We start from the raw sequence: 26,040 nt of genomic DNA, 5'->3' as shown, positions 1-26,040 counted from the left end.
CCGCGTGCCGGATCCCCCATGCACGATCAGATCGTCGTCGAATACAGCGCGTGGTGCGTCAGGATGAACAGCGTGCGCCCGTCCCGTCCGCCGAACACCAGCTGCAGCGGACGCGCCGGCACGTCGATGCGCCCCACTTGCTTGCCGTCAGCGCCGTAGACGAACACCTGGCCGTTGGCCACGTACACCTTGCCGTCCGGCCCCAGGGCTGCGCTTTCGCCGCCGCGGTCGGCCACCTTGACCAGCCCGGTGAGCGCCCCGCCCTCGCCCACCAGCGCGCTGTAGGTGAGGTTGCGCGAGGCATTGGTGAAGACCGCGCGCCCGCCGACCGGCGCGGTGACGAAGCCGTTGGCATCCAGCGTGTCCGACCAGCGGTAGCCCAGGTGGTCCAGGCTGCCGTGGCGTACCACGCGGAAGGCCGGCAGCACTAGGCTGCCGTCGGGCGACACGTACTCGCGCGTCTTGGCCTGCGCCACGTCGCGTGCGAACATCTCGTCCAGCGTGGTGAACTCGTAGGTGTCGAGGTTCAGCTGGTCCTTGAATTCGCCGTTGTTCCAGAAGTTCACCGGCAGGGCCAAGCGCGCGCCCGCGCGCGGCGCCGCCGGCGTGGCTGCCACGATGACGGGCCGCGCACCCGGCATGGCAGGATCGAGCGCATACACCGTGGCATCTTTGCCGCTCGAAGACAGGATCAGCAGCTTGCCGCTGCGCTCCACCGCCAGGTTGACCGGATCGATGGGGGCGTCGCTGACCGTCTTCAGGCCCTCCCCGGCGGCGTAGCTGAAGATGCGCTTGAAATGGCGGTCGATGAAGTACAGGCGCCCGCCGGCGTCGACCGCGCCGCCGGCGATCGAATAGAAGCCGTCCTGCAGCTTGTCCACCCTGGCAGTGGCAGTGGGCGTGGCCGCTGGCGGCGCGCCGTCGTAGTCGAACACCGAGAACATCCGCTCGCGCACTTCCAGCCCGTTGGTGACGTCCGTGATCGCGTTCTCGTAGGCGTACTTGGAGGCGCGCAGGTAGGCCGTGCAGCCGTTCTCGTCGCAGGTCGGGAAGCCGCTTTCCGCATTCACCGCGACGTTGCGGAAGCGGATGCCGCTCGAATTCGCGATCCGCACCGCGCTCGGCGCCGGCTTGATCGAACGCGTCACCCGGTACGAATGCAGGTTGGCCAGCAGGATGTTCTTCGAATTGCGGATGTCCAACGCCACCGAGTCGGCGCCGTCGTGCACCTCTTCCTCGGTCTGCGGCGCATGGAATTCCCAGTTCTCGACACCGTCCAGCACGATCTCGTTGCGGATATGGTGCTCGGCCGAGAGCTCGTACACGCGGCCCGGCGTCTTGGTATTGGTCACGTAGAAGCCGGCCTGGCCGTGGCCGGCCGGCGCCCACACGCCGGTGAAGGTGCCGCCGCCGCCGTCGACCCACAGGTTCGGGCCCTGGCGGTCCCACCACGCGCTGGTGTCGAAGCGCGGCCCCTTTTTATAGGGATCGGTGGCGGCGCCCGCGCTCCACTGGAAGCGGATGTCGTCCACCAGCGACCGTTCGCCGGCGCGCCACAGCAGGCCCACGGCGCGGTCGTTGACTTCGCCGGTGTTGATGCCGATGCCGGTCACGATGGCGTCGCCGCCGCGCGCGCTTTCGATCACCGCGCGCGGCGTGCCCGTGCCCTGGTACAGCGGCGAGCCGTTCGGCAGGCGCAGCTGGGTCAGGCCCGGGTGCAGGCCGATCAGCACCGTGTCCGGCTTCAGGCGGATGGTGTCGTTGACAACATAGATCCCGAGCGGCAGGTAGACCGTGCGGCGGCTGTCGATCGCCTTCTGGATGGCGGCGGTGTCGTCGCTGACGCCGTCGCCCCTGGCACCGAAGCTGCGCACGCTGGCCCACTCGCGCGTGGCCGGCAGCGCGCGCATGACCTGGCGCGTGCTCTCCCTGGCCGGCAGCGCCGCGCTCACGAAGCGGGTGTCGAAGGCGCCCGGCAGGCCTGCCTGGGCCACCTTCAGGCCATGGTTGAATTCGCCGACCCGGTAGTCGGTGCCGCTGCCGGGTACCAGCTTGCCGCTGTCGCGGAAGCGCGCGAAGGTCGGCACCTTGCGCGCGCTGACGCGCTCGAAGCCGACCTGGGTGTAGACGTTGTTCTCGTTGCTGATGACGACACCCGCCTTCGACACGTTTTCCAGGCGCAGGTCCTGCCCCCACAGCCAGTCGCCGTAGCCGCGGTCGATCTCGATCCCGACCGGGGTGTTGCGGATCTCGGTGTTGGCCAGCGTCAGGGCGGCTTCGTGCTCGCGGATGGCGGCGTCGCGCTGGCCGTCGAAGGTCGAGTCGAGCAGCGTGAACTGCCAGGCCGGCGAGGTCTTCTCGGCCAGGATGCCGTAGCGGCCGCCGAAAAAGCGCAGGTTGTAGGCGATATTGCCGACCTGGTAGACCCCGGCCAGCCCCGAACCCATGCGGAAATCGATGTGCGACAGGTTCGAGTGCTGGGCCGTGTGCATGCGCACCGCGGCAGCCGCCGGATTGCCGTCGCCGACCTCGAAGTCGACGTTCGACAGCGCCGAATAGAAGGTCGAGGAATTGGCGTCGCGCACCGGCTTGTTGACCGGATCGAAGGGCACGGCGCCCGGCACCGGCATCGCCACGCCGCCGATGTTGTAGGTGTCGGTGCCGGTGAAGATCAGCATGTTGGCGACGCCCTTCTGGAAGCCCGGCGTGCGCGGCCCCAGCACCAGCACCGGGCGCGTCTTGCCGACGCCGTAGATGCGCACGGCGATCGGCACCAGCAGGCTGCGGGTGATGCGGTAGCGCCCGGACGGCAGGAACACGATGCCGCCCTGCCCCTGGTTGGCGGCGCCGTCGATGGCGCGCTGGATCGCGTCGCTGTCGTCGGCGACGCCGTCGCCTCTGGCCTGCACCACCACCGCGCGCGCATCCTCCGGCATCGACTGGTAGGCCGATACCGAAGACGGCGGCGCGGCGGCCACGCCCAGCCCGTGCAGGGCCAAGGCGACGGCCAGCGCTGCCCTGGCCGCATGTTTCGGCTTGTCTTTGAATGTCATATCCATCGTGACGGCCGCCTTCAGAAGGTCATGCGCACGCCGGCGCGGTAGGTACGGCCGATGGCGTCGTACACGGCCGGGTTCAACGCCAGGCTGAGGTTGGTCTGCGGGACCAGCACCGGCGCCCGGTCGGCCAGGTTGTCCACCTTGAAGTAGGCCGTCACCTGCTTCGAGATGTTGTAGTTGCCGCCGAAGTCGATGTAGACGGCGCCCGGCATGTGGTTGTCGTAGATGGTCGGGTGGGCGGCGGTCGGCAGCGGGCAGTTGCTGCGGCACTCGATGTACTCGTTGTTGAAGACGCCGGCACCGATCCAGCGCTCGCTCAGCGTCAGCCCGAGGCGGCCGTCCAGCAGCCCGTCCCAGGACTGCGACACCAGTGCCTTCCACTTCGGCGTGGCGCCGGTCATGTTGCCGGCGCCTTCGCTCGGGGTGGTGCCCGGCACGCCCGGATCCGAGATCGCGTGGATCGTGCGCGAAGCCAGGCCGCGCAGGGTCACGTTGCCCGGCAGGCCCCAGCCGGCCATGTTCAGGCGGTAGGCGGTCTCGAAGTCGATGCCGCGGGTATGCAGCGAGGCGAAGTTGAAGCTCTGCGCCAGCACGTAGTTGCTGCCGGCCGGGCCGTTGATCGAGACCGAGCCGCACACTTCCTGGTTGCCGGCGTAGCACAGGTCGACTTCCTGCTGCGGGTTCAGCGAGCTGATCACGTTGTCGACCTTGATGTCGAAGTAGTCGACCGAGAAGTTGAAGTTGCGCGCCCAGCTCGGCTGGCTCAGCACGATGCCGAAGGAATTGTTGCGCGCGACCTCGGGCTTCAGGTTCGGGTTGCCGACGTTGCGCTGCTGGATCTGGACCGACTGGCCCTGGTTGTTGTTGACCGCCTGGTTGGTGACGGTCATGGCCGCATACAGCTCGGACAGGTTGGGCGCGCGCACGTCCTTCGAGCTCACCGCGCGCAGGCGCAGGCCGTCGAGCGGGGTCTTCCAGGTGGCACCGATCTTCCAGGCGCTGGCCTTGCCGGCGGTGCTGTACTTCTCCTCGCGGTCGGCCAGGTTCAGGTTGGCTTCACCCCAGGTGTCCGACTTCAGGAAAGGGATGTTGAACTCGACGTAGGCTTCGCGCACGTTGAAGCTGCCGCTGCCGTTGTGATAGTTACCCGCGAACCAGTTGTCGCCGGTGGCCGACAGCGTCGGATCGAACCGGTAGCTCGGGCTGTACGGCGACTCGAGCGCCACCCCGGCGCCGTAGGGGTCGCCGTACACCGCATATTTCTCGCGCCGGTATTCGGCGCCGAAGGCCATCGACACCGGTCCCGCCCAGCCCTGCCACACCTCGCCGTTGATGTTCAGGCTGGCCACGTCCTGGCTCGAATCGGTATGCTGCATCGGCCCGTTGACCGGCGCGATATAGTTCCAGCCCGCCAGGTTGATCGGGACGTCGCCCAGCACGTTGATCGGCTGGCAGCCGGCCGCGCGCGCCGCCGCGCTGCGGCAGACGATCTGGCCGGTGGCGGCGTCGCGCACCGCATCGATGGCGAAGTTGTAGCGCCGGTTGAGCGTGATGTCCTGCACGTGGATGACGGTGGTGTTCTCGCCGTGGGTCAGGTAGGCGTCGTAGCGCCAGTCCTTGCCGAACAGGCCGAAGCGGCCGTCGGCGCCCACCACGAAACGGCGCTGGGTGCGGGTCGGATGGACGTTGATATCGGCCGGGAACTCGGCGTTGGCGGTGCCCACCGACATCGCGCCGCTCGGGTAGCCGGACAGGCAGCCGGCGACCAGGCTGGCCGGCAGGTAGGCGTTGTCGCAGGCGATCGACAGGTTGCCCTGCTTGGCCGCCCCCGGATTCGGCTGGAACACCGACTTCACCTGGGCCCAGTTGCCCGTGACGTAGATTTCGTTGTCGGCGTCGAGGTCCCAGGAGATGCGGGTGTAGCCCACCTGGCGCTTGAAGTTCATGGCCAGGTTGGTGCCGTTGCCGACGCTGCCGGAGCGGTCGCCGCCGACGCAGAAATTGCCCATGCAATCGGTACCGTATTCGAAGGGGTATGGCGTGCCGCCGGGCCCGAACGCGGTGCCGCGCAGCGGGCCGTTGGTGATCAGGCCATATTTTGCGTACTGGATGTGCTGGGCGTTGTGGATGTACTTGTAGCGCGGCGCGCCGGCGGCCTGCATCGCCGGCGTCGATTCCTGCAGCGCCGGATTGTCGTACCAGGAGCGCCCGCCCGCATTCACCTGGCCGAAGCGCGGCGCATCGATACCCTGGTGCTTGGTGAATTCGCCGCTCACCGTCACGTGCAGGCGGTCGTCGAGGAAGCCCTTGCCCCAGGCGGCCTGCAGGGTGCCGTTCTTGTCGTCCTTGTACTTGGTCATGCCGCCTTCGACGTTGGCCTTGAAGCCGGTGAACTTCTTGTCGGTGATGAAGTTGACCACGCCGCCGATCGCATCCGAACCGTAGGAAGCCGAGGCGCCGCCGGTGACCACGTCCACGCGCTTGACCAGCAGCTGCGGGAACTGGCTGACGTCGGTGACGCCGGTGACGTTGGCGCCGACCACGCGCTGGCCGTCGAGCAGCGTCAGGGTGCGGATGGTGCCCAGCCCGCGCAGCGACAGCGAGGACAGGCCCTGGATGCCGCTCGAGGTGCTGAAGGTATTCGTGGTGCGGCCGGTGCTGCCCTGCAGGGCCGGCAGTTCGGTCAGGGTATCGAACAGGTTGGGCTTGGCGGCCTTTTCGATGTCGGCGGTGGACAGGGTCGTGGTCGGCGTCGGCTGGTTGAAACCGCGCGTCGCGATGCGCGAGCCGGAGACGACGACGGTGTTCACGGCGCCCGTGTCGCGGCTGGTGTCGCGCGCAGCGGTGGCGGGTGCCGCGGTGGCCGCTTCGGCCGCTGGGGTGGCGGCGCCGGTGGCCGCCGCATCGGTTTGCTGGGTTGGCTGGGCGTCCTGGGCCTGCTGGGCATGGGCCGGCAAGGCGAGGATGGCGCAGGCGCTGGCCACCGCGAGGCTGACCAGGGATTTCTGGAATGGCGTATGCATCGTGTCTCCGTTCTTATAGTGGTCCACATGGCCCGGTGTGGCTCACCGGTGCCAGGCCGTCGATGACTTCCATTGATCGCGAATCGATTGTTGGGTGTCTGGACCTCCTTTCCGAACAAGTTCTGAAACACTTTGTTAGCGCTAACTTGCGAATAATTCTAAGTTAGAAAGTAAATACTCGCCCAATAACTTTTTTATCCGTTGCGATACCGATACCGGTATCGGCTGCCGGCGCGCCATGCGTCTCGGGTACACTGCGTCTTTCGTTCCTGCCCTTGCCCGCCATGTCCGACTCCGCCAGCGTTGCCCGCCCCCGTACCGTAGAACTTCCCTGGAGAGACAAGCTGCTGCAGCTCGAGCTCGACTGGGTAGGCGTGGCAGACTCCGCCTATCCGCCGGTGGTGTTCCTGCACGAGGGCCTGGGTTCGGTATCGCTGTGGAAGGATTTCCCGGAACGGCTGTGCCGGGCCCATGGATTGAGCGGCCTGGTCTTCTCCCGCTACGGTTACGGGCGTTCCACGGCACGCCCGCATGACGAGCGCTGGCCGGTCGACTTCATGCAACAACAGGCCTGGGAAGTCGTGCCGGCACTGCTGGCCAGGCTGGGCCTGGTGAAACCCTGGCTGTTCGGCCACAGCGACGGCGCCTCGATCGCCCTGCTGCTGGCGGCACGCCATGGCGGGCTGCTGAGCGGCGTCATCGTCGCGGCGCCCCACATCATGGTCGAGGACCTGTCGATTGCCTCGATCGGCGAGGCGCGCGCCGCCTATCTCGCCGGCCCCCTGCGCGAACGCCTGGCGCGCCATCATGCCGACGTCGAATCGGCCTTCTGGGGCTGGAACGACGTCTGGCTCGACCCGGCATTCCGCAGCTGGGACATCCGTGCCGAAGTGGCGCGCATCGAGGTGCCGCTGCTCGCCATCCAGGGCGAAGACGACGAGTACGGCACATTGGAACAGGTCGAAGGGATCGGGCGCCTGGTGCCAAACGCGCAAGTGCTGGTGCTGCCCGCCTGTGGCCATTCTCCCCACCGCGACGCACCGGACCGCGTCATGGAGGCGGCCGGCCGCTTCATCGCCGCACACACGCATGTTTCCGAATGACATCTCGTTATCAACTATTCTGATATTTGGCATAAATAAACATTATTAGAATAGATGGTTCATCCACGCTACGCTATGGCAACAGCGTGGCAATCCGGGCATTCGGCCGGCTGCGCATCAAAACAGCAGGAGACGAAGATGCAGGCTGCCCACGAGCGGTTCGATTATGTGATCATTGGCGGCGGTTCCGCCGGATGCGTGCTGGCCAACCGCCTGTCGGCGGATGCGAGCCTGCGCGTGGCGCTGGTCGAAGCCGGCCCCGACACGCCGCCCGGGGCGGTGCCCGCCGAGATTCGCGACAGCTACCCGATGCCGGTGTTCTGCGGCGAACGCTTCATCTGGCCGCAGCTGAAGGCGCGCGCCACCGCCGCGGCGCCGCTCAAGGTGTACGAACAGGGGCGCGTCATGGGCGGCGGCTCCAGCATCAACGTGCAGGCCGCCAACCGCGGCCTGCCGCGCGACTACGACGACTGGGCCGCGTCCGGCGCCGCCGGCTGGTCGTGGCCGGAGGTGCTGCCGTGGTTCCGCCGGCTCGAGCGCGACCTCGATTTCGGCACTTCGCCGCTGCACGGCGACACCGGCCCGGTGGCGATCCGCCGCATCTTCCCGACCGACTGGCCGCGCTTCTGCCATGCGTTCGCGGACGGCCTGCGCGGCAGCGGCCTGCCCTACTTCGACGACCAGAACGCCCAGTTCGGCGACGGCATGTTCCCGGCGGCCTTCTCGAACATCGACGACACCCGCGTGACCACGGCCTCGGCCTACCTCGACGGCGCCACCCGCGCCCGTCCCAACCTGCGTATCTTCGCCGGCATGCGCGTCGAGCGCATCCTGATGGACGGCACCACCGCGCGCGGAGTGATGGCGATCGACGGCAGCGGCAACCGCCTGCGCCTGGATGGCGCCGAGGTCATCGTCTCGGCCGGCGCACTGCAGTCGCCGGTGCTCCTGATGCATGCCGGGATCGGCGACGGCCCCATGCTGCAGCGGCTGGCGATCCCGGTGGCCGCCGACCTGCCCGGCGTCGGGCGCAACCTGCAGGACCACCCGTCGCTGACCTTCTGCCATTTCCTCGACCCCGAATTCCGCATGCCGCTGGCGCGCCGCCGCGCCAGCATGACCGCGGCCCGCTTCTCCTCCGGGCTGGACGCCTGCGACGGCTCGGACATGTACATGTCGAGCGCCACCCGCGCCGCCTGGCATGCGCTCGGCAACCGCCTCGGCCTGTTCTTCCTGTGGTGTAACCGGCCCTATTCGCGCGGCCGCGTGCAGTTGGCCTCGAACGATCCGCTGGCGCCCGCCGACATCGCGCTCAACCTGCTGGACGACGAACGCGACCTGCAGCGCATGGCGATCGGCGTGCGCCGCCTGGCCGAGGTGGTGCAGCAGACCGAACTGCACCGGCATGACGCCGACTTCTTCCCGGCCGCCTTCTCGCCGCGCGTCAAGGCGCTGAGCCGCTACACGCCGGCGAATGCCTGGCTGACCAGAATCCTGGGCCTGGGGCTCGACACCCCGGCGCCGCTGCGGCGCTGGCTGGTCGAGCGCTTCCTCACGGGTGGCCAGACCGTGGCCTCGCTGGTGGCCGACGAGGCCGCGCTGCACGCCTTCATCCGCAAGAGCGTGTTCGGCGTCTGGCATGCCAGCGGCACCTGCCGCATGGGGCCGGCGCACGACCGGAGCGCCGTCACCGACAGCGAAGGACGGGTGCACAAGGTCGCCGGGCTGCGCGTGGTGGATGCCTCGCTGATGCCGCGCCTGCCGTCCGCCAACACCAATATTCCGACCATCATGATGGCCGAAAAAATCGCCGGCGCCATCCTGGCGCAGCGGCACCCCGCCGGTATCCAGCGCCCGACCGCGCTGGCAGAAGACCGCTGAACCACAGCGGCAACCGGTCCCCCACCCCACCCGGGGCACCGCCATATCCCCGGGAATGACAAGGAGACGATCATGGCTATAGTAGCGAATCAAGAAGCAATCAGCGACCGCGAGGAGCAGCGCCACGTGCTCAGGGCGGTGGTCGCGTCCTGCCTGGGTTGGGCGCTCGACCTGTACGACCTGTTCATCCTGCTGTTCGTGGCACCGGTGATCGGCAGGCTGTTCTTCCCGTCCGAACACCCGATGCTGTCGCTGGCGGCCGTGTATGCGTCGTTCGGCGTCACGCTGCTGATGCGCCCGCTCGGCTCGGCGCTGTTCGGTTCCTACGCCGATACCCACGGACGCAAGCGCGCCATGATCGCGGCGATGGTCGGCGTCGGCGTCTCGACCGCCGCCTTCGGCGTGCTGCCGACCGTGCATACGATCGGCGTGCTGGCCCCGGTCCTGTTCATCGTCCTGAAGCTGGTCCAGGGCGTGTTCGTCGGCGGCGTGGTCGCGGCCACGCACACGATCGGCACCGAATCGGTGGCGCCGCGCTACCGCGGCGCCGTTTCCGGCCTGATCGGCGGTGGCGGTGCCGGCATCGGCGCGCTGATCGCGTCGCTGACCTTCTACGGCATGTCGGCGCTGTTCCCGGGCGATGCATTCGACGAGTGGGGCTGGCGCTGCATGTTCTTCACCGGGATCATCAGCGCGGTGCTGGGCATTACCATCTTCAGCAAGCTCGAAGAATCGCCGATGTTCAAGAAGCTGCAGGAAGCCAAGGCGCGCGCAAAAGCTGCGAACAGCGCCGCGAACGCTGCCTCGGCCGCACCCGCCGCGGGCGGCAAGCCGGTGTCGCCGGTGCGTACGCTGTTTTCGCGCCAGTACCGCAACATCCTGCTGGTGAACCTGCTGCTGACCATCGGCGGCGGCAGCGGCTATTACCTGACCTCGGGCTTTCTTCCGACCTACCTGAAGGTCGTCAACAAGACCCCGAGCGAAACCGCCGGCTTCGTCCTGATGCTGTCCAGCATCGGCGTGATCGTCGCCTCGATCGCCGTGGGCCACCTCAGCACCTTCATCGGCCGCAAGAAGGCCTTCCTGGGCACCGGCCTGCTGCGCCTGTTCGCCCTGCCGGCACTGGCGCTGTACATGCCCGGCGTGACCGACACGGTGCAGCTGGCGCTGTGCGTGATCGCGTTCGGCGCCCTCGGCAGCATCGGCTATGCGCCGCTGCTGATCTTCCTGAACGAACGCTTCCCCACCACCATCCGCGCCACCGGCACCGGGCTGTCGTGGAACATCGGCTTCGCGCTCGGCGGCATCATGCCGACCTTCGTGTCGCTGGCCTCGCCGTCGCCCACCGACATTCCGCACACCCTGGCGCTGTTCCTGGGCGGTATCAGCGTACTGTTCCTGATCGGTGCAATGGTGATTCCGGAGACCGTCGGCAAGCTGGACGCGCCGCAGGAGCCTCAGGCCCACTGAATCACAAACACTGATAGGTAAGATAAACAAACATTATTTGTCGTGATGTGCCTGTCTCCCTATACTGGTTTCACAGAGACAGGCACCTGTAACAGGGCAATAACAATGGACATGAAAACCCACCCAGCCGCCGGCGACGGTGCGCAGGCATCAGCGGCACAGGCGGCAGAGAATCGCCCCTTCCTCGGACGCCCCCTGCAGCGCATCGAAGACGTCTCGCTGCTCACCGGCCGCGGCCAGTTCGGCGACGACGTCGGCGTCAAGCCCGGCACCCTGCATGCGACCATCGTGCGCTCGCCGCATGCGCATGCCGCCATCACCCGCATCGACAGCAGCCGCGCCGACGCCGCCCCGGGCGTGCGCGCCGTGCTGACCGGCGCCGACCTGGCCGACTGGTCGAAACCCTTCGTCGTCGGCGTCAAGGCGCAGATGGAGATGTGGGCGCTGGCGCGCGAACACGTGCGCTACGTCGGCGAGCCGGTGGCGGTCGTCGTCGCCGACACCCGCTACCTGGCCGAAGACGCGGCCGACCTGATCCTGGTCGACTACGCACCGCTGGCGGCGGTCACCACCATCGACGACGCCATCCTGGCCGACGCACCGGTACTGCACGAAGGCGTCGGCAGCAACGTCGTCAGCGACCGCAGCTTCCGCTACGGCGACCCGGAATCCGCCTTCGCCGCCGCACCGCACGTGGTGTCGCTGACCCAGCGCTATCCGCGCAACTCGTGCACCCCGATGGAATGCGCGGTCGTCATCGCCGGCTGGCTGTCCGAGGAAGAAGGCTACGACGTCAGCTCCAACTTCATGGGACCGTTCTCGCTGCACACCGTGATGGCGCTGGCCCTGCGCGTGCCCGGCCACAAGCTGCGCCACCGCTACTTCCGCGACTCGGGCGGCAGCTTCGGCGTCAAGCATGCCGTGTTCCAGTACGCGGTGCTGATGTGCCTCGCCTCGCGCAAGGCCGGCGCCCCGGTCAAGTGGGTGGAAGACCGCCTCGAGCACCTGGTCGGCCTGACGTCGGCCACCAACCGCCTGTCGACGATCCGCGCCGCGGTCGAGAATGACGGCCGCATCACGGCCCTCGACTACGACCAGCTCGACGACGTCGGCGGCTACCTGCGCGCACCGGAACCGGCCACCTTCTACCGCATGCACGGCGTGCTCACCGGCGCCTATGCGATCCAGAACCTGTCGGTGCGCAACCGCGTGGTCCTGACCAACAAGACCCCGGCCGGCCTGGTGCGCGGCTTCGGCGGCCCGCAGGTGTACATCGCGCTGGAACGCCTGATGCACCGCATCGCGGTCGAACTGCAGCTCGAGCCGCTCGAGGTCTACCGCCGCAACTTCATTCCGGCCGACGCCTTCCCCTACCGCGCCGCGGCCGGCGCCCTGATCGATTCCGGCAACTACCAGCGTGCGCTGGAACTGGTGCAGAGCGAAGGCGGCCTGGCCGGCCTTTATGCGAAAAGGGAGCGGGCGCGCGCTGAAGGCCGGCTGTACGGCATCGGCTTCGCCGCCATCGTCGAGCCGTCGATCTCGAACATGGGCTACATCACGACGGTGCTGCCCAAGGAAGCGCGCGCCAAGGCCGGCCCGAAGAACGGCGCCATCGCCTCCGCCACGGTCGGCATCGACCCGCTCGGCGGCATCAACGTCGTGATCGCGTCGGCGCCGGCCGGCCAGGGCCACCGTACCGTGTGCACCCAGGTGGTGGCCGACGTGTTCGGGCTGCAGCCGGACCAGGTCGCGGTCAACGTCGAATTCGATACCCAGAAGGATGCCTGGTCGGTCGCCGCCGGCAACTACTCGAGCCGCTTTGCCGGCGCCGTGGCCGGCACCCTGCACCTGGCGGCCGTCAAGCTGCGCGACAAGCTGGCCCTGATTGCCGCGCCGCAGCTCGACTGCGCCGCCGCCGACGTCGTGTTCAGGGACGGCAAGGTGTACTCACCCGCCAATCCCGGTAAATCGCTGCCTTTCCTGCGCATGGCCGCCAGCCCGCACTGGGCGCCGGCGCTGCTGCCCGAGGGGGTCGAGCCGGGCCTGCGCGAAACCGCGTTCTGGACCGCCGAATCGCTCGGCGCGCCGGACGAGCAGGACCGCGTCAACACCTCGGCCGCCTACGGCTTCGCCTTCGACGTCTGCGGCATTGAGATCGACCGCAACACCGGCCGCATCACGATCGACAAGTACGTCACCACCCACGATGCCGGCAAGATCCTGAATCCGGCGCTGGCCGACGGCCAGATCCGCGGCGCCTTCGCCCAGGGCCTGGGCGCGGCGCTGATGGAAGAGTTCCGCTACGGCGAGGACGGCAGCTTCCAGTCCGGCACCTTCGCCGACTACCTGGTGCCGACCACCTGCGAAGTGCCGGAACCGCAGATCATCCACATCGAGACGCCCTCCCCGTTCACGCCGCTCGGCGCCAAGGGCCTCGGCGAAGGCAACAACATGAGCACGCCTCCGTGCATCGCGAATGCCGTCGCCGATGCCCTGGGCGTGGCCGACCTGACGCTGCCGCTGACGCCATCGAAGGTGATGGACCTGATCGGCGCCGACGAACCGCCGCCGTCGAAGGCGGTGGCGCAGGCACAGCAGCCGTCGACCGGCGCGGTGCCGGTCGCGGGCGGCGATGCGATTCCGTCGACCGCCGCCGTCGATGCGGTCAAGGGCGCCAAAACCGGCAAGGGCAAATCCCTCGGCGCGCGCGGCGAAGTCGTGCTCGACGCGACCCCGGAAGCCGTGTTCCGCGTGCTGCTGGATCCGGCCGCGCTGGCCAAGGTCATCCCCGGCTGCAACGCACTCGAACCGAACGGCGAGAACCGCTACCGCGCCGACGTCACGGTCGGCGTCGGCATGATCAAGGCGCGCTACTCGGCCGAAGTCGCCCTGTCCGAACTCGACCCGCCGCGCAGCCTGCGCCTGGCCGGTTCCGGCCTGTCTTCGGTCGGCAGCGCCAGCGGCAGCGGCCTGGTCACGCTCGAACCGCAAGGTAGCGGCACGCTGCTGCGCTACGACTACGAGGCCGACGTCTCGGGCAAGGTCGCGGCGGTCGGCAGCCGCATGCTGGAAGGCGCGGCCAGGATCGTGCTGAACCAGCTGTTCGAGCAGCTCGGCCGCGAGGCCGGTGGCAGCGGCAAGCGCGACGAGAACGGCGCTACCGCCGCGCCGGCCGCCACCGGGAACGCCGCCGCCACGCCGCCACGCAGCCTGTGGCAGCGCCTGAAAGCCCTGTTTGGAGTCAAAGCATGAAACCGCAAGCCTTCGATTACGCCCGCCCCGACAGCGCCGCCGAAGCGGTCGCGCTGCTGGCCGATGCCGGCGAAGACGCGCGCATCCTCGCCGGCGGCCAGTCGCTGATGGCGGTCCTCAACCTGCGCCTGGCCCAGCCCAGCGTGCTGATCGACATCTCGCGCGTGCCGGACCTGGACTACGTGCGCCAGGAGGCCGGCGTGCTGGCCATCGGCGCCGCCGCCACCCAGGGCAGCGTCGAGTGGCGCGCTGGCCTGGCGGCGGAAGTCCCGCTGCTGGCCCAGGCCTTCCCGCACATCTCGCACTTCCAGATCCGCAACCGCGGCACCGTGTGCGGCTCGGTCGCCCACGCCGACCCGAGCGCGGAACTGCCGCTGTGCCTGCTGGCGCTGGGCGGCCAGGTGGTGCTGCGCAGCCGCAGCGGGCGCCGCACCGTCGCTGCCGACGACTTTTTCCAGGGCATGCTGATGACCGCGCGCCGGCCCGACGAACTGGTCGAGGAAGTGCGCTATCCGCTGGCGGAATCCGGCGTGCGCTATGCCTTCGAGGAATTCGCCGGCCGCCACGGCGACTTCGCGATCTGCGCGGTGGCCGCCGTGGTGCGCCCGGACGGCATCCGGCTGGCGGTCGGCGGCGTCTCGGACCGGCCGCGCGTCAAGTCCTGGGGCTGCCTGTCGCGGGCCGACCTGGACGCGGCAATCAACGATTTTGCATGGGAACTGGGTGCCAAGGACGATCACCACGCCTCCGCCAAGTTCCGTAGACAACTGGTGCGCCACCTGGGCCGCACCGCGATCGACAGGGCCATGTCATGAAGACTTACCAGAAGAACGACGTCGTGCGCATCGAACTGGTGCTGAACGGCCAGCGCCGCAGCGGCACCTGCGAACCGCGCACCCTGCTGTCCGATTTCCTGCGCCACGAGCTGGGCGCGACCGGCACCCACGTCGGCTGCGAGCACGGCGTGTGCGGCGCCTGCACCGTCACCATCGACGGCGTGGCCTCGCGCACCTGCCTGAGCCTGGCGGTGCAGGCCGAGGGCCGCAGCATCGAGACCGTGGAAGGTCTGAATCGCGGGCAGGATGGCCTGGCCGACCTGCAGGAAGCCTTCCGCCGCAACCACGCGCTGCAGTGCGGCTTCTGCACGGCCGGCATCATGATGTCCTGCGCCGACTACCTGGCGCGCAAGCCGGATCCGAACGAACAGGAAGTGCGCGAGATGCTGTCCGGCCACCTGTGCCGCTGCACCGGCTACACCAACATCGTCAAGGCGGTGCTGGAGACCGCCGCGTCGCGCCTGGGCCGCCCGGTCGGCGCCACGCCGGAGGCGGACAAGCCCGGCCATGCGGGCGTCGGCGCCGCCGAGCAGGCCAGGCTCGTGAACGCCTGACATCGCGCCCGACACCGACATCTATATACAACGACAATAGAGGAGAACACCGTGCTGGATCTAGGACGCACCTTCCTGCAAAGCGTCGAACGCAGCCCGCATGCGCTGGCCGTGGTCGACGGCGCGCAGCGCCTGACGTATGCCGAATGGTACGAGCGCATTCAACGCGTGGCCGAGGGCCTGTCCGTGCTCGGCGTCACACGCGGCGACCACCTGATGGTCGTGCTGCAGAACCGCATCGAGATGGCGACCATCCACTGGGCCTGCCAGTTCCTGGGCGCGATCGTCACGCCGCTGAACTGGCGCGCCAAGCCGGACGAGGTCGAATACTGCGCCACCGACTCGGCGGCCAAGGCCGTCGTCTACGAACCGGTCAGCGCGGAAGCGGTGGCCGGCAGCCCGACCGCGGCCCGCCTCACCCGCATCGCCGTGGGCGGCGCCGACGGCACCGTACGCTACGAACAGCTGCTCGAGCACGCGCCGGCCGCCCCGCTGCTGGCAGCAAGCAGCGAGGACATCTCGCTGATGCTGTACACCTCGGGCACCACCGGCAAGCCGAAAGGCGTGCCGCGCAAGCACCGCGCCGAACGCGCCGCCGCCCTCGGCCACGTGGCGCAGAACCTGTACCGCCGCGGCGAACGCACGCTCGGCGTCATGCCGCTGTACCACACGATGGGCGTGCGCTCGCTGCTGGCGATGGCGCTGGTCGACGGCGTGTTCGTGTGCGTGCCCAAGTTCGACTGCGCCGCCGCCTTCCAGTCGATCGAGCAGGAGCGCATCACGGCGCTGTACCTGGTGCCGACGCTGTACCACGACATGCTGGCATGGCGCGCGCAGCACGGCGCCGAGATCGCCTCGGTGACCAAGCTCGGCTTCGCCGGCGCACCGATGCAGGACGGCCTGCTGAAGCGCCTGAACGAGACCTTCAAGCCCGAGCTGTTCGTGAACCACTACGGTTCGTCCGAAGTCTTCACCTTCGCATTCGACCAGGACGCCACCCGCAAGGCCGGCAGCGCCGGACGCGCCGGCATCAACACCCGCATCCGCGTGGTGGCGCTCGGCGCCGACACCGCGGACCAGGTGGTGGCACCGGGCGAGGAAGGCCAGATCGTCTGCGAACTGCAGGGCGACGAAGCCTTCGAGGCCTACTGGAATCGTCCCGACGCCAACGCCAAGTCGATCCGCGCCGGCTGGTACTTCACCGGCGACACCGGCTACCTCGACCCGGACGGCGACCTGTTCGTCACGGGACGCGTGGACGACATGATCATCAGCGGCGGCGAAAACATCTCGCCGGTGGACATCGAATCGGTACTGTCGCTGCACCCGGACGTGGACGAGGTGGCGGTGGCCGGCCTGCAGGACGAGCGCTGGGGCCAGCGCGTGGTCGCCTTCGTCAAGCCGCGCGGCGACACCAGCCCGGAAGCGCTGAACGAACACGTGCGCCAGTCGGACCTGCAGAATTTCAAGCGTCCGCGCGACTATGTGTTCGTGCGCGAAATCCCCAAGTCGCCGGTCGGGAAGATCCTGCGGCGCAAGCTGATCGCCGGCGACTACGAAGCCCTGCCGGCCCATGAAGAAGGAAAGGCACAACAATGAGAAACGATACGCCGAAACCGAAGGCCACCGACCTGCGCACCTGGCTCGCGCACCTGCAGACCACCGGCCGCCTGGCCGTGATCCGCGAGGGCGTGCCGCTGAAGCACCGCCTGGCCGCCATCGCCAAGCGCCTGGACGGCAAGCAGGCCGCTTATTTCCCGAAGCCGGCCGGCCACACGATACCGGTGGTGTCGGGCTTCGTGTCGAAACGCGGCTGGATCGCCGAGGCGATGGGCGTCGAGCAGGATGGCCTGCTGGCGGCCTTCCGCCACGCCGCCGAGCACCCGCTGCCATGGCGCGAAGTGGCGTCTAGCGAGGCGCCCTGCCAGCAGGTGGTGACGCCGATGGACGCATCGAAGGATTTGAACACGATGCTGCCGATCCCGACCCACAGCGAGCATGACAACGGCCCCTACATCACGGCCGGCCTGGTGATCGCGCGCAATCCGGCGACCGGCGTGCAGAACGTCTCGATCAACCGCATCCAGGTGCACGGCCGCGACCGCATGGCGATCCTGATGCTGCCGCGCCACCTGCTCGCGTTTTACAAAGCGGCCGAAGCCGAAGGCCAGGCGCTCGACGTCGCGGTCGTCATCGGCGCCGATCCGCTCACGCTGCTGGCGTCGCAGGCGATCACGCCGATCGACCACGACGAACTGGAAATCGCCGGCGCCCTGCACGGCGCCCCGCTGCCGGTGGTGAAATGCACGACGAATGCCGTGCGCGTGCCGGCGAATGCGGAAATCGTCATCGAAGGCCGGCTGCTGCCGCAAGTGCGCGAAGCCGAAGGCCCGTTCGGCGAATTCCCGAAGTACTACAGCGCCCAGGAGAAGCGCGAAGTGATCGTGGTCGATGCCGTGACCACCCGCACCAACCCGATCTTCCACACCATCGTGCCGGCCGAGATGGAACACCTGCTGCTGGGTTCCATCCCGCGCGAGGCGACCATGCTGGCCCACTTGCAGCGCAGCTTCCCGGGCGTGACGGACGTTCACCTGTCGGTCGGCGGCGTCGGCCGCTACCACCTGTTCGTCAAGTTCCGCAAGGCGCGCGAGGGCGAGCCGAAGAACGTGATCCTCGGCGCGTTCGGCGCCCACTACGACATCAAGCAGGTGATCGTGGTCGACGACGACGTCGACGTGCACGATCCGCAGCAGGTCGAGTGGGCGGTGGCCACGCGCTTCCAGGCCGACCGCGACCTGATCGTGATCAGCGGTGCCCAGGGCTCGGTGCTGGATCCCTCCACCACCGTCGCCACCGGCCACCACGACATCGACGAACCGGCCCCGCCGCACCTGCAGGGCGTCGGCGCCAAGATGGGCCTGGACGCGACGCGCCCGGTATCCTACCGCGGTTACATCTTCACCAAGGTGCGCATCCCGGGCGAACTCGAGATCGACCTCGCCCAGGAAATCGTGCCCGGCGCCGCGGTGGACTGGCACGGGGTGGGCTTGCAATGAGCAAGCCCCGCCTGATCGTCGCCATCACCGGCGCCAGCGGCGCGGTGTACGGCGTGCGCATGCTGCAGGCGCTGCGCGCGTCCGGCGCCTGCGAGACCCATCTGGTGATGTCGTCGTCCGGCGTGATGACGGCGCAGCAGGAACTCGACATGCGCCGCGCCGACATCGAGGCGTTGGCCGACGTGGTCCACAACGTCAAGGACATCGGCGCCACGATCGCCAGCGGCTCGTTCCGCTCGGCCGGCATGGTGGTGGCGCCGTGCTCGATGAAGACGCTGGCCAGCATCGCCCACGGACTGGCCGACAACCTGGTATCGCGCGCCGCCGACGTGATCCTGAAGGAACGCCGCCGGCTGGTGCTGGTGGCGCGCGAGACGCCCCTGAACCTGGCGCACCTGCGCAACATGACGGCCGTGACCGAAATGGGCGGCATCATCTTCCCGCCGGTGCCGGCCTTCTACACCCGTCCGGATTCGCTCGACGACCTGGTCGACCACACGGTGGGGCGCCTGCTCGACCTGTTCGACCTGCCGCACGAGGGCCTGGTCAGGCGCTGGGAAGGCATGCCGCGGGGCGCCACCACCGAATCCAAGCAAGCAAACGACACCACAGAATAACCAAGGAGAACAGCATGACCCAACTGAAACACCCTGCCCACGACCTGCTCGAGAACCTCGACGGCTTCCGCGTGGATGTCGATGCCGAGCGCCAGCGCGCCGACATCGTCCTGTCCAACGGCCAGTTCAACATCATCTCGATGCGCCAGCGCGAGCAGCTGCGCCTGGTGTTCGAGTCGCTCGACGAGGACGAGCGCGTGCGCGTGATCGTGCTGCGCGCCGAAGGCCAGCACTTCTCCAGCGGCGGCGACATCAAGGGCTTCCTGGAAGCCTCGCCCGAACACGTCTCCAAGCTGGCATGGAACATCGCGGCGCCGACGCGCTGCAGCAAGCCGGTGATCGCCGCCAACCGCGGCTTCTGCTTCGGCGTCGGCTTCGAGATCTCGCTGGCCTGCGACTTCCGCATCGTCACCGACACCACCTTCTACGCGCTGCCGGAACAGAAGCTCGGCCAGATCCCGGGTTCGGGCGGCTCGGCGCGCCTGCAGAAGATGGTCGGCATCACCCGCACCAAGGACATCGTGATGCGTTCGCGCCGCATCCCCGGCCAGCAGGCCTACGACTGGGGCGTCGCCACCGAGTTCGTGGCGGATGCGGAACTGGAAGCCGCCACCGACCGCCTGGTCGAGGAACTGGTCGCGTTCTCGCCGCTGGCCCAGCGCACCGCCAAGAAGCTGCTGAACGACACCGAGGATTCGCCGCTGTCGATCGCGATCGAACTGGAAGGCCATTGCTACAGCCGCCTGCGCGCTTCCGACGACTTCCGCGAAGGCGTCGAAGCCTTCCACGGCAAGCGCGCACCGCAATTCAAGGGCAGCTGAGCATGACCCAGCTGAACGCCCTTAACTACATCGACGGCCAGTGGCAGAGCGCGGTGGGCGGCGGCGTCGCCACCAGCCGCAATCCGGCCGACGGCAGCGTCATCGGCAGCCTCGCGGCCGGCGGCCTGGCGGACGCGCGCGCGGCGATCGCCAGCGCGCGCCACGCCTTCGACACCTCGCTGTGGCCGCACGATGCCCGCCTGCGCCAGAACGTGCTGCTGCAATGGGCCGAGCGCCTGGAAAGGCGCCACGAGCTGGCGGCGCTGCTGACCCAGGAAAACGGCAAGGTGATGGCGCAGTCGCGCGGCGAGATGGCCGCCGCCATCTCGGAAATCCGCTACTACGCCGGCCTGGCGCGCCACATGCCGGGCCACTTCACGGAAGTCGAGCCGGGTGCCTACTCGGCGACGCTGCGCGAGGCGGCCGGCGTGGCGGGACTGATCATTCCCTGGAACGCGCCGGTCGTGCTCCTGATCCGCTCGCTGGCACCGGCGCTGGCGGCCGGCTGCAGCGTCGTCGTCAAGCCGGCCCACCAGACCGCCCAGATCACGGCCCAGGTGCTGCGCGAACTGGCGGCGGTCGAGACCCTGCCGCGCGGCGTAGTGAACCTGGTGCTGGAAACCGGCAGCGAGGCCGCCCAGGAACTGGTGGCCTCCGAGGACGTCGACGTGCTGAGCTTCACCGGCTCCAACGGCACCGGCCAGCGCATCATGGCGGCGGCAGCGCCGACCATGAAGAAGCTGTCGCTGGAACTGGGCGGCAAATCCTGCTGCCTGGTGTTCCCCGACGCCGACATCGGCGCGAGCGCCCAGCGCATCGCGGCGGCCGCGACCGTCATCTCGGGCCAGCAATGCACGGCCGCGCGCCGCGTGCTGGTCCACGCCTCGCGCTACGACGAGATGAAGCAGGCGCTGAAGCACGCCCTGAGCAGCATCGTGGTGGCGCCGGGCGACACGCCGGGTGCCGGCATGGGCCCGCTGATCGATGCCCAGGCGCTGGAGCAGGTGGCCGGCGCGGCCGAGCGCGCGTTCGACATCTGCGACGAGGTCGTGCTGCAGGGCGGCCGTCCGGGCGGCCGGCTGGCGGACGGCCACTTCCTGACGCCGACGCTGGTGGCGCACCAGGACAGCAGCGCCTTTTTCGTGCAGGACGAGATCTTCGGCCCCTTCGTGGTGTTGGAGCGTTTCGAGGACGAAAAAGACGCGGTGGCGCGCGCCAACCACACGGTGTTCGGGCTGTCGGCCAGCGTCTGGACCCTCGACGGCGACCGCGGCATGCGCGTCGCGCGCGCACTGCGCAACGGCACGGTGTGGATCAACGACCATAACCGGCTGTTCGCGGAAGCGGAGACCGGCGGCTACCGGCGCAGCGGCGTGGGCCGACTGCACGGCTACGAGGGCTTGAACGACTTCCTCGAGACCAAGCACATCTACCGCAGCGTGGGCCTGGTCTGATTCTCAGGCCGGCGGCGCCGACCCGGGTGCCGCCTCGGCTGCGCCCGCCGGCTCGGCCGGCGCACGCAGCCGCAGGTTCGCAGCCAGCATCGACAGGAACAGCCGTGCCGCGGGGCTCAAGGGCCGCCGCGGATGCGACACGCTCACCATCCGCCGCACCAGCCGCGGCGACGTGATCGCATGCTCGCGCAGGGTACCGCTGCTGAGCTGGCGGTGCACCGCGATGCGCGGCACGATCGTCGCCACCCGGGCCTGCTCGACCAGCTTGACGGTCGCCACCAGCGAATCGATCTCGAACTTCGGCGCCAGCTCGATGTTCTCGCTTTCCGCAAACGCGTCGATGGTGCCGCGCAGGCCGTGCCCGCGCGTCGGCAGCACCAGCGCCAGGTCCAGCGAGGACAGCTGGCGCAGGGCCAGGCTCTGCGGCACGCCCTGGTCCGATGCGGCGCTGGTGATCAGGACCATCTCTTCGTCGACGATGTGCTCGACGTCGAGCGCGAGCGGACGGCGCGGCTTGTTGATGATGGCCGCATCCAGCCGCCCTGCCGTCACCCAGTCGATCAGCATGCTGGTATAGCCGTCGGCCACCGACACGTCGACCTCCGGATAGCGGTTCGAGAACTCGCTCAGCGTATCGACCAGCACCCCCTCGGTCACCGAGGCGATCAGGCCGACGTTCACCTCGCCGCGGATGGCGCCGTCGCTGCTGAGCAGCTGCGCGTGCGCGTTCGAGAAGTCGCGCATGATCGGCAGGAACAGGCGGTACATCTGCCGTCCGGCCGCGGTCGGCACCATGCCCTGCTTGGAGCGCTCGAACAACTGCTGCCCGAGCTGCTCTTCCAGCTTGGCGATCTGCATGCTCAGGGCCGGCTGCACGATGTTGAGCCGGTGCGCAGCGCGGGTCACGGTGCCCTCTTCGTAGAGGGCGATGAAGTAGTTAATCTGGCGGAATTCCATAGCGGTCCATCTTAACCGAGATTGCCGCTAATTCCGTGCCCAGGGATTGAGACTGGCCAGCCAGGCGCGTACGCGGTTCGCATCGGCCACGCGCGCGCGCGTGCCCTGCGCGTCCAGGAACACCATCACGGTCGGGCGTCCGCGCACGGCCGCATGCAGGACCATGCAGCGACCCGCCTCCGAGATATAGCCGGTCTTCTGCATCCGGATCTTCCAGCTTCGGCTGGCGGTCAGGCGATTGGTGTTGTGGTAGACGGTGCGCTCCCTGCCCTGGCTGATCGTGTGTTCGCGGTCGGTCGAATAGCGCCGCACGAGCGGATGTTTTTCGACCGCGACCACGAGCCTGGCAAGATCTTTCGGCGTCGAGACGTTCGCGCTCGACAGGCCGGTCGGCTCGACGTAGCGCGTGTGGCGCATGCCGAGGGCGCGCGCCTTGGCGTTCATCGCGGCGACGAACTTCCTGGTGCCGCCCGGGTAGTTGCGGCCCAGTGCCGACGCCGCCCGGTTCTCGGAACTCATCAGCGCGAGGTGGAGCATGGTCGAACGCGGCAGGCGCGTACCGACGCGCAGGCGCGACGACGAATACTTGAGGCGGTCGACGTCGGCAGCGGTGATGGCCAGCGTTTGCGCCATATCCTGCTTCGCTTCCAGCACCACCAGCGCCGTCATCAGCTTGGTCAGCGATGCGATCGGCATGACCGCATCCGCATGTTTCTGGTACAGGACCTGTTTTGTCTTGGGATCGAGGATGAGGACTGCGCTCGAGCGCAGCGCCGTCAGGCGCGCGGCCGGCGGCACCGGGGTGGGTTGCCTGTCACGGGCTTGTACTGCGGATGCGGTAGCGGCCAGCAGGCCCGCTGCCAGGAGAGCGGAAGCAAACAATTTCATGAGGTCGACCAGACAGGTGCGCGCCGTCGCCAAGGACGTGCGATAGGGAAACAAGATCCCGCAATCGTAGTCAACCCGACTTAGCAAAGCCTTAGGGCCGCAAAGCCTCAGGACTCCAAGGATCAGGATTTTGCGGAAGCCGGCTTGCCGGCGGTCGGCTCGTCCTGCCAGCCGCCGCCGAGCGCCTTGTACAGGGACACCGTCGCCTGCAGGCGCCGCAGTTTCAGGATCCCCATGTCGTTCTGCACGTCCGACAAGGCACGCTGGGTATCGAGCACCGTCATGAAATCCTCGGCACCCAGCTTGTAGCGGATTTCCGCCAGGTCGTAGGCCTGGCGTGCCTGGTCGAGTTCGACCGTCTTCAGGCGCTGCTGCTCATCCAGGCTGTGGACCTGGCCGAGTGCGTTGTCCACTTCCGACAAGGCGGCGATCACGGTCGCACGGTAGGCCTGCACCACTTCCTGTTTGCGCGAGATGGCGATGTCGCGTTCGCGCTTGAGGCGGCCGCCGTCGAAGATCGGCGTGAACAGCGAGGCACTGACGTTGGCGACCAGGTTCGGCGCGTTCAGCAGCGACAGCAAGGCGCTGCTTTGCGTGCCCATCGCCCCGGTCAGGCTGATGCTGGGGAACAGGTTGGCACGGGCGACGGCCACGTTGGCATTGGCGGCCGCCAGGTCGGCCTCGGCGCGGCGGATGTCGGGCCGGCGCGCCAGCAGTTCCGACGGCAGCCCCGGCGCCACCTCGGGCAAGGTGATCGCCGCCAGTCCTCCCTCGGCCACCGAAAAGGTCTGCGGCGCTTTGCCGAGCAGGATCGCCAGCGCCGACTGCGCTTCGCGTTCCTGCTGCACCAGGTCCGGTATGTCGGACTTGCGCTGCGCCACGGCAGAACGCTGGCGCGCCAGGTCGAGCGACGACGCCGCGCCTGCGCTCTTCTGCGCTTCCACCAGGGCCAGCAACTGCTCGGCATTTGCCACGTGCTGGCGCGCGACGGCAAGCCGGTCGCGCAGCGACAGCACCTGCAGATAGGTCGCGACGATGCCGCTGGTGACGGTCAGGGCGACGGTCTGGCGGTCGAAACGGTTGGCCGCGAGCGAGGCTTGGGCAGATGCCACGCTGGCCTTGTTCCTGCCCCAGAAATCGACTTCGTAGGACACCTGCAAGGCACTGCTGGCGGAGGTGCTGCCGCTGCCGCTGCCGATCGGCACCGACCGGTTGGCGCCGCTGGAAAAGCTCGCGGTCGGCAGCAGCGACACGCCGGCGATGCGGGCCCCGGCTTCCGCCTGCTTGACGCGCTCGAGCGCGCCCGCCAGTTCCAGGTTGCCGGCCTGGCCTTCATCGACCAGGCGGGTCAGCTCGGCGCTGCCGAAGCGCTGCCACCACTGCTTGTCGGGCCAGGCCCCATGGTCAGGCGTACCTGCAGCCGACCACCCGGCCGGCAGGTCGACCTTGGGCGGCGGCTCGGCGCTCGGGCCGCGGCTGGCACAGCCGGCCAGCACGGCGCCGGCGAGTGCCAATGCCGTTGCTGCCGGCACACCGCGCAGTGGCAGCTTCAGGGCGCGCAACCTCATTGATGCGCCTCGAGCGCCGACGCCACCGGCGGCCTGGTGCCGGCATTCGGCGCAACGGGTAGCGCAAGCCCCCTGGGCACCGGACCGACCAGCACCTTGTCGCCGTCATCCAGCCCGGCCAGGATCTGTGCCTGCTGGCCCGTACGCACGCCCACCTTCAGCTTGCGCGGACTGATCTGCCGGGCATTGTCGACGACGTTGACGTCATACAGGCCATCGTCGTCGGGCGCACCCAGGACTTTCGCCGGCAACAGCAGCGCATCCCTGGCCTGCGCGACCACGAACTGCACCTGCGCACTCATGCCGCTCATCAGTGCATGATTCGGATTCTTCACTTCGAACAGGACGATATAAAAAGCCTGCTTGCCCTGGTCCCCGGTGCCGTCCGCCGGAATCGGGATCACCTGGCGCAGCTTCCCGGACCAGTGCTTGCCGGGGTAGCCCGGCGTGGTGAAGCTCGCGTCCATGCCGGGCCGCAGCCGCGTCACGTCGTTTTCCGCAACGCGCGCGGCCACCGTCATGTCGGACAGGTCGGCGATGCGGAGCAGCGGCGCGGCCGGTTGTGCCGCCGTGACCATTTGTCCGGGGCGCGCGGCCAGCGATACGACGGTACCCGCGATCGGCGCCTTCACCGTCGTTTTCTGGCGCGCTTCCTCGTCGATCTTCAAGGTCGCTTCCAGTTCGCGGATCTGGGCGGTGATCGCATCGACGCGCGCGCTTGCCGAGGATGCGCTCATGCGTGCGGATTCGAAGGCTTCCTCGCGGGTCGCGTTCTGGGCTTTGAGCTGGGTCTGGCGCTTGAACTGCAGTTCGGCAAAATCGAGTTGCGCACGCTGGTCGGCCAGGTCCGCCTGCAGCCGGGCCATCTGGGCGCGATTGCTTTCGGCCTTGGTCGGCTGCTGGGTGGGGGTAATTTCGATCAAGGGCTGGTCGGCCTTGACCGTGTCGCCGATGGCCACGGGCACATCCTTCACCTGGCCGCCGATCTGTGGATAGACGTCGGCCCATTTGTGCAGCTGCAGTTTGCCGGTCGCCGCGATCGTGTCGCGGATGTCGCCGCGCTGGGCGGTGACGGTGTCGAGCTTGACCGGTGGGGGTGCAGCCGGAGCCGCGGGAGCGGCAGGTGAAGGGGGCTTGGTTGCCTGTGCCGACACGGATGGGATGCCTGCCACGGCAGCCAATGAAAGGAGAGCCGCTGCCACGTAGGCGGCAGTCGCGCGGCGCGCGCGCGCGGGCAAACGGGATGTTCTGTCTTGTTGATCAGCAGCCATGGGACGACGACATCAGAAATATCCCGAGTATACACATACTGGGAATACGGCGAGCGCGTTGTGAAATTCGGTAACAAAAAGCAAAAAACCCCACTCAGCTTGCTGAGTGGGGTTTTGCATTACTACTTTACTTACTGCTATTAATTAGCCTGACGATAACCTACTTTCACACTGGTTGCAGCACTATCATCGGCGCAAAGTCGTTTCACGGTCCTGTTCGGGATGGG

17 protein-coding genes are annotated in these 26,040 nt (G+C 68.3%); 11 read left to right on the top strand and 6 right to left on the bottom strand.

All coding sequences use genetic code 11. The features are described 5' to 3' along the window. Positions 1-26 precede the first annotated feature (26 nt). Both FBX97_RS23285 and FBX97_RS23280 read right to left on the bottom strand, forming a co-directional pair. Complete coding sequence (locus FBX97_RS23285; RefSeq protein ID WP_141837199.1) at positions 27-3,053, bottom strand: glycosyl hydrolase family 28-related protein; 3,027 nt, start codon at positions 3,051-3,053, stop codon at positions 27-29. A 20-nt stretch (positions 3,054-3,073) separates the two neighbouring features. After that, positions 3,074-6,082: a TonB-dependent siderophore receptor gene (locus FBX97_RS23280; protein WP_141837197.1), complete on the bottom strand. Its 3,009-nt coding sequence runs from the start codon at positions 6,080-6,082 to the stop codon at positions 3,074-3,076. Between the two features lie 284 nt (positions 6,083-6,366). Between FBX97_RS23280 and FBX97_RS23275 the strand changes: the two genes are divergently transcribed. The 11 genes from FBX97_RS23275 to FBX97_RS23225 all read left to right on the top strand — a co-directional run bounded on the left by FBX97_RS23275 (position 6,367) and on the right by FBX97_RS23225 (position 21,129). After that, entirely contained in the window at positions 6,367-7,185 is an 819-nt protein-coding gene (locus FBX97_RS23275) for an alpha/beta fold hydrolase (protein WP_141837195.1), read from the top strand. Positions 7,186-7,323: 138 nt separating this feature from the next. Then, positions 7,324-9,066: a GMC family oxidoreductase gene (locus tag FBX97_RS23270; protein WP_141837192.1), complete on the top strand. Its 1,743-nt coding sequence runs from the start codon at positions 7,324-7,326 to the stop codon at positions 9,064-9,066. 72 nt (positions 9,067-9,138) lie between these two features. After that, positions 9,139-10,536 carry an MFS transporter gene (locus tag FBX97_RS23265; protein WP_141837190.1) on the top strand — a complete coding sequence of 466 codons (1,398 nt, stop codon included), beginning with the start codon at positions 9,139-9,141 and terminating at the stop codon, positions 10,534-10,536. Positions 10,537-10,641: 105 nt separating this feature from the next. Next, positions 10,642-13,788, top strand: coding sequence for a molybdopterin cofactor-binding domain-containing protein (locus FBX97_RS23260; protein ID WP_370457328.1), 3,147 nt, complete (start codon positions 10,642-10,644; stop codon positions 13,786-13,788). Then, on the top strand, positions 13,785-14,603 hold the full coding sequence (locus tag FBX97_RS23255; protein ID WP_141837186.1) for a xanthine dehydrogenase family protein subunit M: 819 nt from the start codon (positions 13,785-13,787) through the stop codon (positions 14,601-14,603). The genes FBX97_RS23260 and FBX97_RS23255 overlap by 4 nt, the downstream gene beginning before the upstream one ends. After that, positions 14,600-15,178, top strand: coding sequence for a (2Fe-2S)-binding protein (locus FBX97_RS23250; RefSeq protein WP_141837184.1), 579 nt, complete (start codon positions 14,600-14,602; stop codon positions 15,176-15,178). The genes FBX97_RS23255 and FBX97_RS23250 overlap by 4 nt, the downstream gene beginning before the upstream one ends. Positions 15,179-15,229: 51 nt before the next feature. Further along, positions 15,230-16,777 carry an AMP-binding protein gene (locus FBX97_RS23245; protein ID WP_141837182.1) on the top strand — a complete coding sequence of 516 codons (1,548 nt, stop codon included), beginning with the start codon at positions 15,230-15,232 and terminating at the stop codon, positions 16,775-16,777. After that, the gene (locus FBX97_RS23240; RefSeq protein WP_141837180.1) at positions 16,774-18,237 is read left to right on the top strand and encodes a UbiD family decarboxylase; all 1,464 of its coding nucleotides are present in this window, start codon (positions 16,774-16,776) and stop codon (positions 18,235-18,237) included. The genes FBX97_RS23245 and FBX97_RS23240 overlap by 4 nt, the downstream gene beginning before the upstream one ends. Next, positions 18,234-18,854: a UbiX family flavin prenyltransferase gene (locus FBX97_RS23235; protein ID WP_141837178.1), complete on the top strand. Its 621-nt coding sequence runs from the start codon at positions 18,234-18,236 to the stop codon at positions 18,852-18,854. Before FBX97_RS23240 ends, FBX97_RS23235 begins: the two co-directional genes overlap by 4 nt. Before the next feature lie 14 nt (positions 18,855-18,868). Beyond that, positions 18,869-19,675: an enoyl-CoA hydratase/isomerase family protein gene (locus tag FBX97_RS23230; protein WP_141837176.1), complete on the top strand. Its 807-nt coding sequence runs from the start codon at positions 18,869-18,871 to the stop codon at positions 19,673-19,675. A 2-nt stretch (positions 19,676-19,677) separates the two neighbouring features. Next, entirely contained in the window at positions 19,678-21,129 is a 1,452-nt protein-coding gene (locus FBX97_RS23225) for an aldehyde dehydrogenase family protein (protein WP_141837174.1), read from the top strand. Between the two features lie 3 nt (positions 21,130-21,132). Here the strand turns inward: FBX97_RS23225 and FBX97_RS23220 are convergent, their stop codons facing one another. The 4 genes from FBX97_RS23220 to FBX97_RS23205 all read right to left on the bottom strand — a co-directional run bounded on the left by FBX97_RS23220 (position 21,133) and on the right by FBX97_RS23205 (position 25,696). Beyond that, the gene (locus tag FBX97_RS23220; protein WP_141837172.1) at positions 21,133-22,086 is read right to left on the bottom strand and encodes a LysR family transcriptional regulator; all 954 of its coding nucleotides are present in this window, start codon (positions 22,084-22,086) and stop codon (positions 21,133-21,135) included. Positions 22,087-22,113: 27 nt separating this feature from the next. Next, positions 22,114-22,974, bottom strand: coding sequence for a D-alanyl-D-alanine endopeptidase (gene pbpG, locus FBX97_RS23215; RefSeq protein WP_141837170.1), 861 nt, complete (start codon positions 22,972-22,974; stop codon positions 22,114-22,116). Positions 22,975-23,096: 122 nt separating this feature from the next. After that, entirely contained in the window at positions 23,097-24,542 is a 1,446-nt protein-coding gene (locus tag FBX97_RS23210; RefSeq protein ID WP_141837168.1) for an efflux transporter outer membrane subunit, read from the bottom strand. Then, entirely contained in the window at positions 24,539-25,696 is a 1,158-nt protein-coding gene (locus FBX97_RS23205; RefSeq protein ID WP_255517603.1) for an efflux RND transporter periplasmic adaptor subunit, read from the bottom strand. The genes FBX97_RS23210 and FBX97_RS23205 overlap by 4 nt, the downstream gene beginning before the upstream one ends. Positions 25,697-26,040: the final 344 nt, after the last annotated feature.

Origin of the sequence: Herbaspirillum sp. SJZ107 (assembly GCF_006715485.1) — a bacterium.
In the GTDB taxonomy this organism is placed as follows: domain Bacteria; phylum Pseudomonadota; class Gammaproteobacteria; order Burkholderiales; family Burkholderiaceae_D; genus Telluria.
Note: the sequence above shows the minus strand (reverse complement) of the source record. Positions and strands in the feature narration are given on the sequence as shown.